General features: G+C 40.7%; 18 protein-coding genes. All 18 read right to left on the bottom strand.

Going from position 1 to position 19,370, the window contains the following annotated elements; all coding sequences use genetic code 11:
* Positions 1-10: 10 nt before the first annotated feature.
* The 18 genes from rpsC to rpoB all read right to left on the bottom strand — a co-directional run bounded on the left by rpsC (position 11) and on the right by rpoB (position 19,107).
* Positions 11-652: a 30S ribosomal protein S3 gene (gene rpsC / locus BM000_RS14210; RefSeq protein ID WP_091499740.1), complete on the bottom strand. Its 642-nt coding sequence runs from the start codon at positions 650-652 to the stop codon at positions 11-13.
* 3 nt (positions 653-655) lie between these two features.
* A complete protein-coding gene (rplV, locus tag BM000_RS14215) occupies positions 656-997 on the bottom strand; it encodes a 50S ribosomal protein L22 (RefSeq protein ID WP_091499741.1) in 342 nt (113 codons plus the stop codon).
* A 20-nt stretch (positions 998-1,017) separates the two neighbouring features.
* On the bottom strand, positions 1,018-1,296 hold the full coding sequence (rpsS, locus tag BM000_RS14220; protein ID WP_091499743.1) for a 30S ribosomal protein S19: 279 nt from the start codon (positions 1,294-1,296) through the stop codon (positions 1,018-1,020).
* Between the two features lie 57 nt (positions 1,297-1,353).
* Entirely contained in the window at positions 1,354-2,184 is an 831-nt protein-coding gene (gene rplB, locus BM000_RS14225; protein ID WP_091499745.1) for a 50S ribosomal protein L2, read from the bottom strand.
* 28 nt (positions 2,185-2,212) lie between these two features.
* A complete protein-coding gene (gene rplW, locus BM000_RS14230) occupies positions 2,213-2,506 on the bottom strand; it encodes a 50S ribosomal protein L23 (protein WP_091499746.1) in 294 nt (97 codons plus the stop codon).
* The gene (rplD, locus tag BM000_RS14235; RefSeq protein WP_091499748.1) at positions 2,506-3,129 is read right to left on the bottom strand and encodes a 50S ribosomal protein L4; all 624 of its coding nucleotides are present in this window, start codon (positions 3,127-3,129) and stop codon (positions 2,506-2,508) included. Before rplD ends, rplW begins: the two co-directional genes overlap by 1 nt.
* A gap of 24 nt (positions 3,130-3,153) precedes the next feature.
* Entirely contained in the window at positions 3,154-3,786 is a 633-nt protein-coding gene (rplC, locus tag BM000_RS14240; RefSeq protein WP_091499751.1) for a 50S ribosomal protein L3, read from the bottom strand.
* 26 nt (positions 3,787-3,812) lie between these two features.
* Complete coding sequence (gene rpsJ, locus BM000_RS14245; RefSeq protein ID WP_017473665.1) at positions 3,813-4,121, bottom strand: 30S ribosomal protein S10; 309 nt, start codon at positions 4,119-4,121, stop codon at positions 3,813-3,815.
* 266 nt (positions 4,122-4,387) lie between these two features.
* On the bottom strand, positions 4,388-5,116 hold the full coding sequence (locus BM000_RS14250) for an alpha/beta hydrolase (RefSeq protein ID WP_245751692.1): 729 nt from the start codon (positions 5,114-5,116) through the stop codon (positions 4,388-4,390).
* Between the two features lie 189 nt (positions 5,117-5,305).
* Entirely contained in the window at positions 5,306-5,836 is a 531-nt protein-coding gene (locus BM000_RS14255) for a hypothetical protein (protein ID WP_091499753.1), read from the bottom strand.
* A gap of 15 nt (positions 5,837-5,851) precedes the next feature.
* Positions 5,852-6,583, bottom strand: a complete 732-nt coding sequence (locus BM000_RS14260) for a hypothetical protein (protein WP_091499754.1) — start codon at positions 6,581-6,583, stop codon at positions 5,852-5,854.
* A 370-nt stretch (positions 6,584-6,953) separates the two neighbouring features.
* Positions 6,954-8,144, bottom strand: coding sequence for an elongation factor Tu (gene tuf, locus BM000_RS14265; protein ID WP_091499756.1), 1,191 nt, complete (start codon positions 8,142-8,144; stop codon positions 6,954-6,956).
* A 125-nt stretch (positions 8,145-8,269) separates the two neighbouring features.
* Positions 8,270-10,348 carry an elongation factor G gene (gene fusA, locus BM000_RS14270; protein WP_091499758.1) on the bottom strand — a complete coding sequence of 693 codons (2,079 nt, stop codon included), beginning with the start codon at positions 10,346-10,348 and terminating at the stop codon, positions 8,270-8,272.
* A 68-nt stretch (positions 10,349-10,416) separates the two neighbouring features.
* Entirely contained in the window at positions 10,417-10,887 is a 471-nt protein-coding gene (gene rpsG, locus BM000_RS14275) for a 30S ribosomal protein S7 (protein WP_091499759.1), read from the bottom strand.
* Between the two features lie 45 nt (positions 10,888-10,932).
* Complete coding sequence (rpsL, locus tag BM000_RS14280) at positions 10,933-11,349, bottom strand: 30S ribosomal protein S12 (protein ID WP_091499761.1); 417 nt, start codon at positions 11,347-11,349, stop codon at positions 10,933-10,935.
* Positions 11,350-11,459: 110 nt separating this feature from the next.
* The gene (locus BM000_RS14285; RefSeq protein WP_091499762.1) at positions 11,460-11,711 is read right to left on the bottom strand and encodes a ribosomal L7Ae/L30e/S12e/Gadd45 family protein; all 252 of its coding nucleotides are present in this window, start codon (positions 11,709-11,711) and stop codon (positions 11,460-11,462) included.
* 135 nt (positions 11,712-11,846) lie between these two features.
* A complete protein-coding gene (gene rpoC / locus BM000_RS14290) occupies positions 11,847-15,464 on the bottom strand; it encodes a DNA-directed RNA polymerase subunit beta' (protein WP_091499764.1) in 3,618 nt (1,205 codons plus the stop codon).
* A 97-nt stretch (positions 15,465-15,561) separates the two neighbouring features.
* Positions 15,562-19,107: a DNA-directed RNA polymerase subunit beta gene (rpoB, locus tag BM000_RS14295; RefSeq protein WP_177178310.1), complete on the bottom strand. Its 3,546-nt coding sequence runs from the start codon at positions 19,105-19,107 to the stop codon at positions 15,562-15,564.
* Between the last annotated feature and the right edge of the window lie 263 nt (positions 19,108-19,370).

Here is a 19,370-nt window from a genome sequence, read left to right on the forward strand (position 1 = left end):
GCCCCCTTCCTTACTTTTTGTTTTTAGTTGGAAGGACTTCTCCACGGTAGATCCACACTTTAACACCAAGTTTACCGTAAGTAGTATCTGCTTCAGCAGTACCATAATCGATATCAGCGCGAAGTGTGTGTAGTGGTACAGTTCCTTCACTATAGCTTTCCGAACGTGCCATATCCGCGCCACCAAGACGACCAGATACTTGTGTACGAATACCTTTTGCTCCTGCACGCATTGCTCGTTGAATAACTTGCTTTTGCGCACGACGGAATGAAATACGTCCTTCTAATTGACGTGCAATATTTTCTGCTACTAATTTAGCATCAATATCAGGCTTTTTAATTTCCACAATGTTAATGTGAACTTTTTTGCCAGTTAATTCATTCAATGATTTACGAAGTGCTTCAACTTCTGAACCACCTTTACCAATAACCATACCTGGCTTAGCAGTTGAAATTGAGATGTTAACACGGTTTGCAGCGCGCTCGATTTCTACTTTAGAAACAGCAGCGTCTTTTAAGCGTGTCTCGATATAATCACGAATCTTAATATCTTCATGTAATAAGTCTGCATAATCTTTGCCCGCGTACCATTTTGAATCCCAGTCACGGATAACGCCGACTCGGAGTCCTATCGGATTGACTTTTTGACCCACAGATTATCCCTCCTTCTTTTCTGATACAACTACAGTAATGTGACTTGTTCTTTTGTTAATTTGGCTAGCACGACCTTGTGCACGTGGGCGGAAACGTTTAAGTGTTACGCCTTCGTTCACAAATGCTTCTGAAACGTAAAGGTTCTCTACGTCCATCTCATAGTTGTGCTCTGCATTTGCGATCGCAGAGTTTAATACTTTCTCAACAACTGGGCTTGCACCGCGTTGTGTATGCTTTAAAATAGCAATTGCTTCTCCAACATTCTTGCCTCGAATTAAATCTACGACTAAACGAACTTTACGAGGAGCAATTCTAACAGTATTTGCAACAGCTTTAGCTTGCATCAAGAGTGCCTCCTCTCCTATTAGCGTTTTGTTTTCTTGTCATCGCCCGCATGCCCTTTGAATGTGCGTGTCGGTGCGAATTCACCTAATTTATGTCCAACCATATCTTCTGTTACATAAACCGGAACGTGTTTACGTCCGTCATAAACAGCGATAGTGTGTCCTACAAAGTTAGGGAAAATAGTAGAACGACGTGACCAAGATTTCACAACCTGTTTCTTGTCGTCTGAATTTAACTTCTCAATCTTGCTCATTAAATGATCATCTACAAAAGGTCCCTTTTTTAAGCTACGACCCATACATAAGCCTCCCTTCGTGATTGGCGGACGGGTGTATATGCCCGTCGTTCAATCCCGTTATTTTTTACGCTTACGAACGATAAATTTATCAGATGCTTTATTACGTTTACGTGTTTTCTTACCAAGTGTTGGTTTACCCCATGGTGACATTGGTGATTTACGACCAATTGGCGCGCGACCTTCACCACCACCGTGTGGGTGATCATTAGGGTTCATTACGGAACCACGAACTGTTGGACGGATACCTTTCCAACGAGAACGACCAGCTTTACCGACACGAATCAATTCATGCTCTAAGTTACCAACCTGACCGATTGTAGCGCGACAAGTCCCTAGAACAAGGCGAACCTCACCTGAAGCTAAACGTACAAGTACGTATTTCTCTTCACGGCCTAAGATTTGAGCTTGTGAACCTGCAGAACGAGCAAGCTGTCCTCCGCGACCTGGTTTTAATTCGATGTTATGAATGATGGTACCAACTGGGATACTCATAAGTTGTAAAGCGTTACCCACTTTAATATCAGAGCCTTCTCCAGAGAAGATTTCCTGACCTACTTGAATGCCTTTTGGAGCAAGGATGTAGCGTTTTTCTCCATCAGCATAGTGAATTAAAGCAATGTTTGCTGAACGGTTTGGATCATACTCTATTGTAGCAACGCGACCTGGTATACCATCTTTGTCACGTTTGAAATCAATCACACGGTATTGGCGCTTATGCCCACCGCCTTGATGACGAACCGTTAACTTACCTTGGTTGTTACGACCACCACGTTTAGATAGTGGTTGTAGAAGTGATTTCTCAGGCTTGTTTGTTGTTAATTCAGCAAAGTCAGAGCCTGACATATTACGTCTACCGTTAGAAGTTGGTTTATACTTCTTAATCGCCATCTTGTTTCCCTCCTTCTCTTGTTACGTTTTATTCTACACCTTCAAAGAAATCTAGTTCTTTACTGTCTTCAGATAACTGAACAATCGCTTTTTTGCGATTTGGACGGTAGCCACTATGACGACCCATACGCTTGAGTTTACCTTTAATGTTTGAAGTGTTGATTTTGACAACTTTCACACCAAAGATTTCTTCAACTGCAGACTTAATCTCAGTTTTGTTTGCTTTCGTGTTAACTTCAAATGTGTATTTTTTATCAACCATTTGGTCGGCAGAGTGTTCCGTAATAATTGGGCGCTTAATGATATCGCGTGGATCTTTCATTATGCAAGCACCTCCCCTGCTTTTTCCGCTGCATCTTTCGTGATGATCAGCTTGTCATGAGTAAGTAAATCAAGTACGTTGATTAGACTTACAGATAGTACTTTTACGTTTGGTAAGTTACTTGCACTCTTTGCAACAACTTCGTCTTTATCAGCTGTAACAATAAGTACTTTTTCCGTTACCTTTAACGCAGATAAAAGCGTAACAACTTCTTTTGTTTTTGGTTTTTCAATTGCTAAACCTTCTAAAACAACTAAGCTATCTTCTTTCACTTTAGAAGAAAGTGCTGATTTAAGTGCTAATCGACGAACTTTCTTTGGTAACTTATAGCTATAGCTACGTGGTGTTGGACCAAACACAACGCCACCACCAACCCATTGTGGTGATCGGATTGAACCTTGACGGGCACGACCTGTACCTTTTTGACGCCATGGTTTACGGCCTCCGCCGCTTACTGCTGAACGATTTTTAACAGCGTGTGTTCCTTGACGGCGTGATGCTTGTTGCATAACTACAGCGTCGTGTAACACAGGCTCATTTGGCTCAATGCCAAATACTGCATCGTTTAATTCTACATCCCCTACTTGAGAACCGCTTTGGTTAAATAGTGCTACTTTAGGCATGACATATCCTCCCTTCGAATTATATTAGTTAGCCTTTATTGCACTCGTAATTTTCACGAATGATTTTTTTGATCCTGGCACGTTACCTTTAATTAATAAAAGATTACGCTCTGCATCAACTTTAACAACTTCAAGGTTTTGAACAGTAGTTGTCTCACTACCCATGTGTCCAGGTAATTTCTTACCTTTCATTACACGCGCTGGTTCAGCTGCTGCTCCCATTGAACCTGGCCCTCTGTGGTAATGTGAACCGTGACTCATTGGACCACGTTGTTGATTGTGGCGCTTAATTGAACCTTGGAACCCTTTACCCTTTGAAGTACCTGTTGCATCAATAACATCTCCAGCTTGGAAAACCTCTACGCTTAGCTCTTGACCGACTTCATACTCGTCAAGGTTTACGTTACGGAATTCACGAATGAAGCGCTTAGGAGTAGTGCTCGCTTTTGCAGCATGTCCTTTTGATGGTTTGTTAGCATTTACTTCTTTTTGATCAGCAAATCCAACTTGAATCGCTTCATACCCGTCGTTTTCTAGTGTTCTTTTTTGAAGAACAACGTTTGGTTCAGCTTGAACAACTGTTACTGGGATTAATTCGCCTGTTTCAGTGAAAATCTGTGTCATGCCGACTTTACGACCTAAGATTCCTTTCGTCATCCGTTACACCTCCTAAAAAATTTAAATTATAGTTTGATTTCAATATCTACACCAGATGGTAAGTCAAGACGCATAAGTGCATCAACTGTTTGTGGTGTAGGACTTACAATATCAATTAGACGCTTGTGAGTACGCATTTCAAACTGCTCACGAGAGTCTTTGTATTTGTGTACCGCACGTAATACTGTATAGATCGACTTTTCAGTTGGTAACGGAATTGGACCCGAAACCCCTGCTCCTGAACGCTTTGCAGTGCTCACGATTTTTTCAGCTGACTGATCAAGAATACGGTGATCATAAGCCTTTAAACGAATTCTAATCTTTTCTTTTGCCATTATTTTCCCTCCTTCTCGCCCATTTTATAATAGACATTCTCCGCGAAAATTTCTTTAGCCACCGAACCCATGGCAAAGGGGCCGTGTGTGCCAACAACCTTCCGCATCATCGCCTTTAAATGACCAACATTTCATATTATATATAAAATAGCCTTTCATTGCAAGGTTTATTAGAAAAAAATCGCGTTTTTTTTAGGATGATTCTTTTCACGACAAAAATCGTGATAATTATACGGATAATCAATTAATTCAACTGGTCAATGCAGCTAATTAATACTGCTATCCTTAAACCAACTTAGAAGTTGATCAATAATTTGATCCTGTTGCTCCTGAGCCGTAATGGTAGCATCATTATCTCCCTTTTGCGGACCGTATAAACCAAATTGCGCATGGTTTCCACCAGATATCTGATTGAATTGTGCTTGCTCCGAAAGTAACGCCTCACGTTCTAGCACCTTTTCTGGCGTTGATAACCCATCTAGCTCAGCGTAGATTGAAAGCATTGGTAGATCAAGAGCTGAGAAATCATTTGTTGGATAGGAGGCAAGAAAGAATAGCCCTGCAATCTGGTTTAAGTGCTCGAAGGTATAGCTCGCTGCTGCAACCCCACCTAACGAGTGCCCACCAAGATACCAGTTCTCAATAGCCGGGTATTCTTCAATGATCTCATTAGCTTTGTTAATATCCAATATCGCAAAATTTAGTCTCACTTCAGGAATAACAACTAAATAACCCTGATCGCTAAGCTTGAGGGCAAGGTAACTATAAGCTTCCGGCTCTACCTTGGCACCCGGATACAAGATGATCCCTTCTATACTCTGTTCCTCTGGTTCAAAAACAACCCAATCATTGACTCTAGGAATAGCTTCGACATGTTGATGAAGGAACTCACTTGCTTGGTAGGTTTGTTGGGACCAGACGTAAAAGCCAAGTAGACTTACAATTAACATTACTATTACGGGGATAATGCCATATTTAATAATTTTCTTCCACACTAAACATCATCCTTCTCAATTATCTACATGTTGCTGCCTAGTTATTATATTATATAGAAGGAATAGCATTCAAATACTTTAGGGGATTTTATTTAGCAAGCTTTATCTCATTAAAATAACCGCTAACTGTTAAATTAGCGGTTATTACATATTTATAGAGTTAAAGAAAATAAGCTTTTTAACATCCCGTTAGTCACTATTAGCAAAACCTTCGCTTAGTGTAAATTCATAATAAAAAATTTCTCCATCAATCTCAAATGCAAAATAAATCTTTTCCCCTTTGGATTCTAGATATTCCCTTGCATCATCTTGAAGGTTTTCTGGATGTTGAACTAATATTGAGGCTGTGTGCTCCCAATCGAAGTTTTTTTCGAAAATTCTCTTGTCTGATTCAAAACTATTGCGACTAAGATAATACTGCTCTAACTCTTCAGGTAAAAAACCTATATATTTAAAATCTATATCCATATTAGTTAGATTTTTAATTAGAAAGGTGAACTCTAATCTCCTCTCGAAATCATTTTCGTCTTCAATTTGATAATCTGTAATTTCAATGCTTAACTTGTCAAACAATGGATTTTCTTCGCCCTCAAGTTTCTCGATTTCTTCAATAACTTGCTCATAAGCTAAATCCTCAAAGTCAATTGCGTTTGCACTTTTATTTGAACAAGCGGTAAGTAACAATACTATCCCTAATAACAAACATAATTTTCTATGCATATTAACCCCCTACAACTAATAGCTCTCCGAATACTTTCCTGTGCCATTTCTCCATCGACCTTGGATAATCTCAGCTAGCCTCTTTTTATTCATGTAATTAGGAGCCTTGGAAATGACACTTGGTTTATCTTTTAATTTTGAATAATCGTAATCGGCAACCTTAACTTTATCACTTCCTTTAGGAATATAAGAGACAACCACATGTTCATACCAATAACGACTAAGGCTATAGCCATAATCTTGCCAGCGACCTCCATTATAGACGTATAACCAATGGTAGAAGTAACGATCTGAATATTGTGTGCTAACAGTTACACTTTTACCAGTGCCACTACCTATATCCTTCTTTACTTTTTTTAGTGAATTCCAAATCGAATTACCAGTCTGAATCCACGATCCAACAACAGGTATTTTAGTCGCAATAGTAATTGATGCGCTTTTAAACGTTTCCATTGACTTAAAATCTCTTGTTCTTCTATCTCTCAATCCATTTAGTTTAGTGAGCTCATCACTAATCTTTGTAGCTCCATTACCCGGGTTAACTGCAAACGGTCTAATTAGCCCTTCTTCTACTTCTGGAAAGAAAATTTCAGTATTAATAACTGTTGTCTCTGAAGGAGAGTGTGGTGGCTCTATATATTGAAATGTATCAATATTACTTCCCTGTGCAGATACAATAGGTGAATAATTAAAAATTAGTAAAGTAAAAAGCAATACAACTACAAATAATTTTTTAAATGTCCCCAATAAAATCACTCCTAATATACTAGCATAACAATAAAAAAAGTAAACAATTTTTGTAATTTTTTTGTTTTTTATTCTTTTTTTTACCAATAAGTTAAAAAAGTTTTGACATTATGATGTTTCAACTAAACACTTAAACTTATTAGGATGCTCAGCAAGCAATGAGACATCTTCAGAAATCACAATAAGCTTATCTTTTGCAGTATTTTATATAAAATAACAGCCTTGTAAGATAACGAAAAACTATCGTTTCATCTCAACAACTCGTCACATGATACTTTTTTTGTGATCAAGATCAGTTAAAGTAAACCAAAAAAAATCCGATCCCCAAACGGGAATCGGATTTTCACTTAAAGCATTTGTATGCTATAAATTATTTTTCAATTTTAGCAACAACGCCAGCGCCTACTGTACGGCCACCCTCACGGATTGAGAACTTAGTTCCATCTTCAATCGCGATTGGAGAGATCAAGTCTACAGTCATCTCAACGTTATCACCAGGCATAACCATTTCTACGCCTTCAGGAAGCTTGATAATACCAGTTACGTCAGTTGTACGGAAGTAGAACTGAGGACGGTAGTTATCGAAGAATGGCGTATGACGGCCACCTTCTTCTTTAGATAAAACATAAACTTCTGCTTTGAAAGTCGTGTGTGGAGTAATTGTACCTGGCTTAGCAAGTACTTGTCCACGGTTGATATCTTCACGAGATACACCACGTAGAAGCGCTCCAATGTTATCGCCAGCTTCAGCATAGTCAAGAAGCTTACGGAACATTTCAACACCTGTTACAGTTGTTTTGCTTGGCTCTTCAGTAAGACCGATGATCTCAATTTCGTCACCAACTTTAACAACACCACGCTCAACACGTCCTGTAGCAACTGTACCACGACCAGTGATTGAGAATACATCCTCAACTGGCATCATGAATGCTTTTTCAATGTCACGGTCTGGACGAGGAATATACTCATCTACCGCATCCATTAATTCATAGATTGCATTTACATATTGCTCTTCGCCTTCAAGTGCTTTAAGAGCTGAACCTTTGATTACTGGTACATCATCACCTGGGAAGTCATACTCAGAAAGAAGGTCACGAACTTCCATTTCTACTAATTCAAGAAGCTCTTCGTCATCTACCATATCACATTTGTTTAAGAATACAACAATTGCAGGTACACCTACTTGACGAGAAAGTAAGATGTGCTCACGTGTTTGTGGCATTGGACCATCAGCAGCAGATACTACTAAGATCGCGCCGTCCATTTGTGCAGCACCAGTGATCATGTTTTTAACATAGTCAGCGTGACCTGGGCAGTCAACGTGTGCATAGTGACGTGTATCCGTTTCGTACTCAACGTGTGCAGTTGAGATCGTAATCCCACGCTCACGCTCTTCTGGCGCACCATCAATTTGATCGTATGCCATTGCTACACCAGTACCAGATTTCTTGTGTAGTACTGTTGTAATTGCTGCAGTTAAAGTTGTTTTACCGTGGTCAACGTGGCCAATTGTTCCAACGTTAACGTGGTCTTTGGACCGGTCGAATTTCTCTTTACCCATTATATAGTTCCTCCTTTAAATAAATAAAAGTAATTTTTTATATGACATGTATGTGTGCTTAGAAGCCAGTTACAACTAACTAAGCTCACAATACAAGTTATACTTTAATTTCAACAAAAAATCAATTATGCACCAGCATTTTTCTTAATAATTTCTTCAGAAACGCTCTTTGGTACTTCTTCATAATGATCAAACACCATTGTATAAGTACCGCGACCTTGCGTATTAGAACGCAATGCAGTTGCATAACCAAACATTTCAGCAAGTGGAACGAACGCTTTAACAACTTGTGCATTTCCACGAGCTTCCATACCATCAACGCGACCACGACGAGCAGTAACGTCTCCCATAATATCTCCCATATATTCTTCAGGGATAACAACCTCTACCTTCATCATTGGCTCAAGTAGAACTGGGCTACATTTGCTTTTCGCATTTTTAAGCGCCATTGAAGCCGCTACTCTAAACGCTGTCTCATTCGAGTCAACATCATGATAGCTACCATCATAAAGTGTTGCTTTTACGTCGATTAATGGGTATCCCGCAATAACACCGTTTTCCATTGATTCCTTAATACCAGCTTCAACAGATGGAATATATTCACGAGGTACAGTTCCCCCAACAATCTTGTTAATAAATTCGTAACCTGCACCTTCTTCGTTAGGTTCGAATTTAACCCAAACGTGACCATATTGTCCACGACCACCTGATTGGCGAACGAATTTACCTTCGACTTCAGCAGATCCGCGGAATGTCTCACGATAAGATACTTGTGGAGCACCAACGTTAGCTTCAACTTTAAATTCACGTCTCATCCGATCAACAATGATATCAAGGTGAAGCTCACCCATACCAGAGATAATCGTTTGACCCGTTTCAGGGTTTGTTTCAGTTCTAAAGGTTGGATCCTCTTCAGCTAATTTACCTAACGCAACTGACATTTTATCTTGGTCAGCTTTTGATTTTGGCTCAATAGCTACAGAGATTACTGGTTCTGGGAAATCCATTGACTCAAGGATTACGAGATTTTTCTCATCACATAAAGTATCCCCTGTTCCAGTGTCTTTCAAACCTACAGCACCAGCGATGTCTCCTGCGTATACTTGGTCAATCTCTTCACGAGAATTGGCATGCATTTGTAGGATACGACCGACACGCTCACGTTTACCTTTTGTTGAATTCTGGACGTAAGAGCCAGAGCTCAATGTACCAGAGTAAACACGGAAAAAGGTTAATTTACCAACAAATGGATCAGTTGCTACTTTAAACGCTAACGCTGAGAACGGCTCGTTATCACTAGCTTTACGTGAAACTTCTTCCTCAGTTTCTGGAACATGTCCTTGAATTGCAGGAATGTCAGTTGGTGCTGGCAAGTAATCGACTACACCATCAATAAGAAGCTGAACACCTTTGTTTTTAAAGGCTGATCCACAGAATACTGGATAGAATTCTACACTTAAAGTAGCTGTACGAACCGCTTGCTTTAATTCTTCATTAGAGATCTCTTCGCCTTCTAAGTAACGCATCATTAAATCTTCATCTAATTCAGCGACAGCTTCTATTAAGCGGACACGCAGCTCGTCTGCTTTCTCTTTTAGATCAGCTGGAATTTCTCTTGATTCACTTCGTGTACCAAGATCATCTTCATAATAGTAAGCTTCCATGGTAATTAAATCAATGATCCCCTCAAAATCATCTTCAGCACCAATTGGGTACTGAACAGGGTGTGCATTTGCACCTAATCGATCATCTAATGTACCAACAGAGTACATGAAGTCAGCACCTGTTTTGTCCATCTTGTTAACAAACACAATACGAGGTACACCGTAAGTCGTTGCTTGGCGCCAAACTGTCTCAGTTTGTGGTTCTACACCTGATTGTGCATCAAGAACTGTTACCGCACCATCTAATACACGTAATGACCGCTCAACTTCTACTGTGAAGTCTACGTGTCCTGGTGTATCAATAATGTTGATACGGTGGCCTTTCCACTGAGCTGTTGTTGCTGCTGATGTAATGGTGATACCACGCTCTTGCTCTTGCTCCATCCAGTCCATCTGAGATGCACCTTCATGCGTTTCACCGATTTTATGAATTCTTCCTGTGTAGAAAAGAATACGCTCTGTTGCAGTTGTTTTACCTGCATCAATGTGAGCCATAATACCGATATTACGTGTTTTCTCCAAGGAGAACTCTCTAGGCATATGTCTTTCTCCTTCCTAATTCATGATCATATTTACGTCTTAGCAGGTAGGCAACAAAGCCTTGGATACTACCAGCGGTAGTGTGCAAATGCTTTGTTGGCTTCTGCCATTTTGTGCATATCTTCGCGTTTCTTAACAGCCGCACCTGTGTTATTCGATGCATCAAGAATTTCATTAGCAAGACGCTCTTCCATTGTTTTCTCTCCGCGTAGGCGTGAGTAATTTACAATGTAACGAAGACCTAATGCCTGACGACGCTCTGGACGCACTTCAACTGGCACTTGGTAGTTTGAACCACCAACACGGCGAGCACGAACCTCAAGTACTGGCATAACATTTTTCATTGCTTGCTCAAATACATCAATAGCAGGCTGATCACTACGTTGTTGAACAAGTTCAAACGCACTATAAAGAATTTTTTGAGCTTTACCTCTTTTTCCATCAACCATAATTTGGTTGATCAACCGAGTCACTAGCTTTGAGTTATATAACGGATCTGGCAAGACATCACGTTTAGTTACAGGACCTTTACGTGGCATAGTCTAACCTCCTTTCACTGAAGTCAATCATAAAATTTTTAAACGTTATTTCTTTTTAGGACGCTTTGTTCCATATTTAGAACGACCTTGCATACGGCCATCAACACCAGCTGTATCAAGCGCACCACGAACAATATGGTAACGCACACCCGGTAAATCCTTTACACGACCTCCACGGATAAGAACAACACTGTGCTCTTGAAGATTGTGACCAATTCCAGGGATATAAGCAGTTACCTCAATACCGTTTGTTAAACGAACACGAGCATATTTACGTAAAGCCGAGTTCGGTTTCTTAGGTGTTAAAGTACCAACACGCGTACATACACCACGTTTTTGTGGAGATGATTGGTCAGTCAAAGATTTCTTGAAGCTGTTGTACCCTTTATTTAAAGCAGGTGAGTCAGATTTTTTTGTCTTGCTCACACGCCCTTTGCGAACTAGTTGATTAATAGTTGGCATAGTTTTTTCCTCCTCTCATTCCTTAGTTGTAATACCACACATCCAGGTGGTTCATTTATAAGCAAAAAACAAAGTCTTCATGAATCAACGCTTGTTAATTCATCAAAACTCTATTGCTTTATCGCTACTGCTGCTGTTCCAACCTCAATCCCACAGGCTTTTCCTAATGTTTTCTTAGAATCAACCATTTGATATGGAATATTCATTTCATCAGCGAGCTTAGATAGCTTAGTTATCATGCCAAGATCAATATCTTCAGCAATAATAACCTCCTTCACCTCTAAGCCTTTCATCGCTTTAATCGTCTGTTTTGTACCAATAATTAAGCGATCCTTTGCTTGAATTACTTTTTCATAAGACATATACATATCCTCCAAAGCATTAAGGTAACAGAAGCACCTTGAATATAGTACCACCCTCACCGATTAATGTCAACTTAAAATCGAGATTTTTCAGTGAAGGGGTACAATACTTTTTTAGGTTGTTAAACCATTTCTTTAATTAACTGTTTGCTCGTCTTCTGGCAATTCTTCAACAACATTCTCAACCGGAAGCTCTGTCTGTGCTTCAATTTTGCGATACCGTTGCATACCTGTTCCAGCTGGGACAAGCTTACCAATAATGACGTTCTCTTTAAGACCTAACAACTCATCACGCTTACCTTTAATAGCAGCATCAGTAAGAACACGTGTTGTCTCTTGGAATGATGCAGCAGATAAGAATGAATCTGTCTCAAGAGATGCCTTGGTAATTCCTAGTAATACCGGACGACCAACGGCAGGCTCTCTACTGTCAAGAAGCGCTTTTTTGTTTGCTTCACGGAATTGGTGAATTTCAAGCAATGAACCTGGTAACACATCTGTATCTCCAGAGTCGGCAATACGTACTTTACGAAGCATCTGTCTTACCATAACCTCCACGTGCTTATCACCAATTTCCACACCTTGCATCCGGTATACTTTTTGTACTTCTTTGAGAAGATAAGATTGAACACCATCCACACCTTGGAACTTCAAGAGCTCTTTCGGGTCAATAGAACCTTCAGTTAATGGCTGACCAGCTACTACCTCGTCACCTATTGCTACTTTCACTCGCGATCCGTATGGAACAGTGTATGTTCTTGTTTCAATTGAGCACTGTACGACTACCTCTTGTTTTTCTTTCACTTCGGTAATGTCTTGAACAGTTCCATTGATCTCACTAATAACAGCTTGCCCTTTTGGATTACGCGCTTCAAAAATCTCTTGGATACGCGGTAAACCTTGGGTAATATCACTTCCTGCAACCCCACCTGTGTGGAAGGTACGCATCGTCAACTGTGTACCCGGCTCACCAATTGATTGAGCAGCAATGATACCTACAGCTTCTCCAACTTCAACCTCTTCACCAGTCGCTAAGTTTCGGCCATAGCATTTTTTACAGACGCCATGCTTTGTATTACAAGTGAATACACTGCGAATCGTAACTTCAGAAATATCTGCGTCAACAATTGCTTTTGCTATATCCTCATTAATAAAAGCGTCCTTTTCAACCAGAACCTCATTTGTTTGTGGATGACGGACAGTACGGAACGCCGTCCGACCAATCAAACGATCAATGAGCGGTTCAATAATCTCGGAACCTTCTGTGATAGCCTGAACAGTTAATCCTTTATCAGTGTGACAGTCATCGTCACGAATAATCACATCTTGAGCAACATCAACAAGACGTCTGGTTAGGTAACCCGAGTCTGCTGTTTTCAAGGCAGTATCAGCTAGACCTTTACGCGCACCGTGCGTTGAGATAAAGTACTCAAGAACCGTTAAACCTTCACGGAAACTCGATTTAATTGGCAACTCAATAATTCGTCCGGCCGGGTTGGCCATTAGACCACGCATCCCCGCTAACTGGGTAAAGTTAGATGCGTTACCACGCGCTCCCGAATCACTCATCATAAAGATTGGGTTTCTGTGGCTTAATGACTTCATTAGTTTTTCTTGAATAACGTCTTTCGCCTTAGACCAAATTGAAATAACGCGCTCATAGCGTTCATCCTCAGTAATTAAACCACGTCTGAACTGTTTTAATACTTTATCTACCTTCGTTTGTGCTTCTTCTAGAATCTGCTCTTTTTCAGCTAACACGACAATGTCGGCCACACCAACAGTAATTCCAGCTTTTGTCGAGTATTTAAAGCCCAAGTCCTTCATTCTATCAAGCATTTTCGAGGTTTCACTAATCTTGAATTTCTTAAACACCTCGGCAATGATATCACCTAAGATCCCTTTTTTGAATGGTAGGATTAAATCACGTTTAGCCAATTCTTCTTTTACATTTGCACCTTTTGGCACAAAGTACTTAGCAGGTGTCTCTACCTCTAGATTGGTTTGAGTTGGCTCATTCATATACGGGAATGACGGTGGTAAGATATCGTTAAAGATTAGCTTACCAATTGTCGTTAGCAACAATTGTCCTTGTTGCTCTTCGGTAAAATTGTCTTTTCCTAATGATGACACTTGAACCGCTACCCGCGTGTGCAAGTGGGCATAACCTGTTTGATAAGCAATAATCGCTTCGTTTAAATCTTTAATAACTAACCCTTCACCAATAGCACCTTTGCGCTCCATTGTTAGGTAATAGTTACCCAATACCATATCCTGTGATGGTGTAACAACTGGTTTACCATCTTTCGGATTTAGAATGTTTTGGGCGGCAAGCATGAGAATACGCGCTTCTGCTTGTGCCTCTGCTGATAACGGCACGTGAACCGCCATCTGATCCCCATCAAAGTCAGCGTTATATGCTGTACATACGAGTGGGTGGAGACGGATCGCCCGCCCCTCAACTAATGTTGGTTCAAAAGCTTGAATACCTAGACGGTGTAAAGTCGGGGCACGGTTTAATAGAACCGGGTGCTCCCTAATCACATCTTCAAGCACTTCCCAGACTTCAGCATGAAGGCGTTCGATTTTACGCTTAGCAGATTTAATATTATGCGCTAAGCCACGTTCAACAAGTTCCTTCATTATAAATGGTTTAAAGAGTTCTACTGCCATCTCCTTTGGTAAGCCACATTGATACATTTTCAAGTTCGGACCTACAACAATAACGGAACGACCTGAATAGTCAACACGTTTACCAAGTAAGTTTTGACGGAAACGACCTTGCTTACCTTTTAGCATATGTGATAGTGATTTTAATGGGCGGTTACCTGGACCGGTAACTGGACGACCACGGCGACCATTATCAATAAGGGCATCAACAGCCTCTTGTAGCATCCGCTTTTCATTTTGAACGATAATACTTGGTGCACCAAGATCTAATAGACGCTTTAAACGATTATTACGGTTAATCACGCGACGATAGAGATCGTTTAGATCTGATGTCGCAAAACGTCCACCATCTAATTGAACCATTGGCCGTAATTCTGGTGGAATAATTGGCAACACATCAAGGATCATCCATGAAGGCGCATTACCCGAATGTCTGAAAGCCTCGATAACTTCAAGTCGCTTAATCGCACGGGTACGACGTTGACCCTGTGCTGATTTCAACTCTTCTCTTAGCATTTCAACCTCTTTTTCAAGGTCAATGTCATCTAATATTTTCTTAATTGCTTCTGCACCCATCTGAGCCTGGAAGCCTTGGCCGTATTTATCGCGATAAGCACGATATTCTTTTTCAGATAATAACTGCTTCTTCTCAAGAGCCGTCTCACCTGAATCGGTCACGATGTATGCTGCAAAATAGATAACTTCCTCTAAGGCACGTGGTGACATGTCTAAAACAAGACCCATTCGACTTGGAATCCCTTTAAAGTACCATATGTGAGAAACCGGTGCTGCTAGCTCAATATGACCCATCCGTTCACGGCGCACCTTTGATTTCGTAACTTCGACACCACATCGGTCACAAACGACACCTTTATAACGGACACGCTTGTATTTTCCGCAATGACATTCCCAATCCTTCTGTGGACCAAAAATTCTTTCACAAAATAGACCATCTTTCTCGGGCTTTAATGTACGGTAATTAATTGTTTCAGGCTTTTTCACTTCCCCATGAGACCACGAACGAATCTTGTCGGGTGATGCTAGGCCTATTTTCATATATTCAAAATTATTTACATCTAGCAAGGGGTCTACCTCCCTTTAGTATGTGTTAGCAATTCAAGGCAAAAGCGCTCTAATAATCACCTTGAATTGCCACCTTTAAACGGTTTAACCAATGCGGTTACTTTTCTTCAAGTTCTAAATTAAATTGCTCTGCCGATGGTTGATCATCATCCTCAATATCTCTAAGTTCGATCTCTTCTTCATCAGCCGAAAGCATCTTCACATCCATACCTAAACTCTGTAACTCTTTAATTAATACTTTAAACGATTCAGGGATACCTGGCTCTGGAATGTTCTCACCCTTAACAATTGCTTCGTAGGTTTTAACACGACCAACAACATCATCGGATTTTACTGTTAGAATCTCCTGTAACGTGTAGGCAGCACCGTAAGCCTCAAGTGCCCACACTTCCATCTCACCAAAACGTTGACCACCAAATTGCGCTTTACCACCAAGTGGTTGCTGGGTAACAAGCGAGTATGGTCCAGTCGAACGAGCGTGAAGCTTATCATCAACCATGTGCGCCAGCTTAATCATATACATGACTCCAACAGATACACGGTTATCAAATGGTTCTCCGGAACGGCCATCGTAAAGGACAGTCTTAGCATCCCGTGCCATGCCAGCTTCTTCAATCGTTTCCCAAACATCTTCCTCATTGGCACCATCAAATACTGGTGATGCAACGTGAATGCCCAAATGTCTAGCAGCCATTCCTAAATGCAATTCCAGTACCTGACCGATGTTCATCCGTGAAGGTACCCCTAATGGGTTAAGCATAATATCAATTGGCGTTCCATCAGGTAAAAATGGCATATCTTCTTCAGGAAGAATTTTTGAAATAACACCTTTATTACCATGACGACCAGCCATTTTATCGCCTTCATGGATCTTACGCTTCTGCACGATGTAGACGCGAACCAACTGGTTAACACCTGGCGGTAGCTCATCGCCATCTTCACGATTGAAAATTTTCACATCGAGGACAATTCCGCCGGCACCGTGTGGCACACGCAATGATGTATCACGAACCTCACGCGCCTTCTCACCAAAGATTGCGTGTAATAAACGCTCCTCCGCTGATAATTCTGTTACTCCTTTTGGTGTAACCTTACCAACTAGTAAATCACCATCTTCAACCTCGGCACCAACACGGATAATCCCACGTTCGTCTAAATCGCGTAATGCATCTTCCCCAACGTTCGGAATATCACGAGTAATTTCTTCAGGACCGAGCTTGGTGTCACGTGCTTCAGATTCATATTCTTCAATATGAATTGATGTATAGACATCTTCTTTAACAAGGCGCTCACTCATAATGATGGCATCCTCGTAGTTATAACCATCCCAAGTCATGAAACCGACTAAAACGTTTTGACCAAGGGCAAGCTCACCATCTTCCATTGAAGGACCATCAGCTAGAATCTCCCCTTTAGTCACTCTGTCGCCAACGCGAACAATTGGACGCTGGTTGTAGCAAGTACCTTGATTAGAACGAATAAATTTTTGTAATTTGTAGCGATCAAGATCTCCCTGTGTCTCGTTACCATCAACTACGGCAATACGACGTACATGGACAGCTTTAGCTTCAACACGCTCAACAATCCCCTCGTGTCGACAAATAACAGATGCTCCTGAGTCTTTACCAGAGACATATTCCATACCAGTACCCACAATTGGAGCACGTGGCTCAATTAACGGTACCGCTTGTCTCTGCATGTTCGCTCCCATTAGCGCACGGTTAGAGTCATCATTTTCTAAGAAAGGAATACAAGCCGTTGCTGGCGATACAACCTGTTTCGGCGATACATCCATATAATCAATGCGTGCTCGTGGCACAACAACGTTCTCATCACGGAAACGCGCAATAACTTCTTCATCAATAAAGGAGCCATCGTCAGCTAGACGTGCATTTGCTTGTGCAACAACAAAATTATCCTGTTCATCTGCAGTTAAATAGTCATAGTGACTTGTTACCTTACCTGTTTCAGGATCAACTCGACGATAAGGCGTCTCAATAAAGCCAAACTTATTTACTTTAGCGTATGAGGATAGTGAGTTAATTAACCCAATGTTAGGTCCCTCTGGTGTTTCAATTGGACACATCCGGCCATAATGCGAATAGTGAACGTCACGCACTTCAAATCCAGCACGTTCACGCGTCAGACCACCAGGACCTAATGCAGATAAACGACGCTTATGCGTTAACTCAGTAAGTGGATTGGTTTGGTCCATAAACTGAGATAGCTGAGAGCTACCAAAAAATTCTTTAATTGACGCAATAACCGGGCGAATATTAATCAGTTGTTGCGGCGTAATTGCTGACGTATCTTGGATTGACATCCGCTCACGTACAACCCGTTCCATTCTTGATAAACCAATTCTAAATTGGTTTTGCAATAGCTCCCCGACAGAACGTAAACGACGATTACCAAGGTGATCAATATCATCTGTATCGCCAACTTGATGTAAAATATTAAAGAAATAGCTAACTGAAGCAAGAATATCAGCAGGCGCAATATTTTTAATACTCGCATCAACTAAGCTATTACCAATTACATTTAAAGTACGCTCACCCTCTGAATCAGTTGGGTCAACAATTTTAATAGCTTGCAAACGAATTTGATCTTCTATTACCCCATCGTTTGGCTCAATGCCATACTCACCAATACGTCCTTCTTCTTGGTCTAAGTGCGGTAAAATCTTATCAAGTAAGCGACGATCTAATCTCGCACCCTTCTCAGCTAATACTTCTCCAGTTTCATGGTCTACTAGAGTTTCTGCTAGCGTTTGATTAAATAATCGGTTTTTTATATGAAGTTTTTTATTAATCTTATAACGCCCTACATGTGCTAAGTCATAGCGCTTAGGGTCAAAAAAGCGTGAAATAATCAGGCTTTTCGCATTTTCAACAGTAGGTGGCTCTCCCGGACGTAAACGTTCGTAAATTTCAAGCAGAGCTTTCTCACTTGTTTCGGTATTATCCTTATCTAATGTGTTACGTAAGTATTCATTATCACCAATTAAATCAATGATCTCTTGGTCGGAGCTAAACCCTAACGCACGTAATAGCACCGTAATTGGTAGCTTTCGAGTCCGATCAATTCTGACATGTACAACATCTTTAGCATCGGTTTCAAATTCGAGCCAAGCTCCACGGTTTGGAATCACAGTTGCGGTGTAACCGCGCTTCCCATTCTTATCAATTTTCTCACTGAAATAAACACTAGGGGAACGAACAAGCTGGGATACGATAACACGCTCAGCTCCATTAATAATAAATGTCCCTGTATCTGTCATCAGCGGGAAATCACCCATAAACACTTCCTGCTCTTTCACTTCACCAGTCTCGTTGTTTAATAACCGGACCTTCACACGAAGTGGCGCATTGTAAGTTACATCTCTTTCTTTTGATTCATCAACAGAATACTTTGGCTCACCTAAGCTGTAATCGACGAACTCAAGTGATAAATTCCCTTGGAAATCTTCGATTGGAGAAATATCTTTAAACATTTCTCGCAAACCTTCCTCTAAGAACCAATCATAAGAAGCTGTCTGAATTTCAATTAGATTCGGTAACTCTAGTACCTCACTAATACGTGCATAGCTTCTGCGCTGGCGGTGTCGTCCGTACTGAACTAGTTGACCTGTCAACTGCTTCACCCCTCAAATCAAGAATAAAAACAAAAAAGCTTAAACGATACTTCTCTTGTTAAGCTTATACACCTAATCCCAACTCATCACCTATTGACTTATTGGATAGAATAGGTATAATTTAATTCAGAATATTGTGTTCGACTACTAGCGAACACAAAAGACTCGTCAAATAACTACAAGTCTCATTATGCTAACATCTACTTTAATAAAGCAGACGATACAAACATGATTTAGACAAAGCGTATCACGGCATAATTAAAAAAAGGATT

Origin of the sequence: Amphibacillus marinus (assembly GCF_900110345.1) — a bacterium.
Taxonomy (GTDB): Bacteria; Bacillota; Bacilli; order Bacillales; family Amphibacillaceae; genus Amphibacillus_D; species Amphibacillus_D marinus.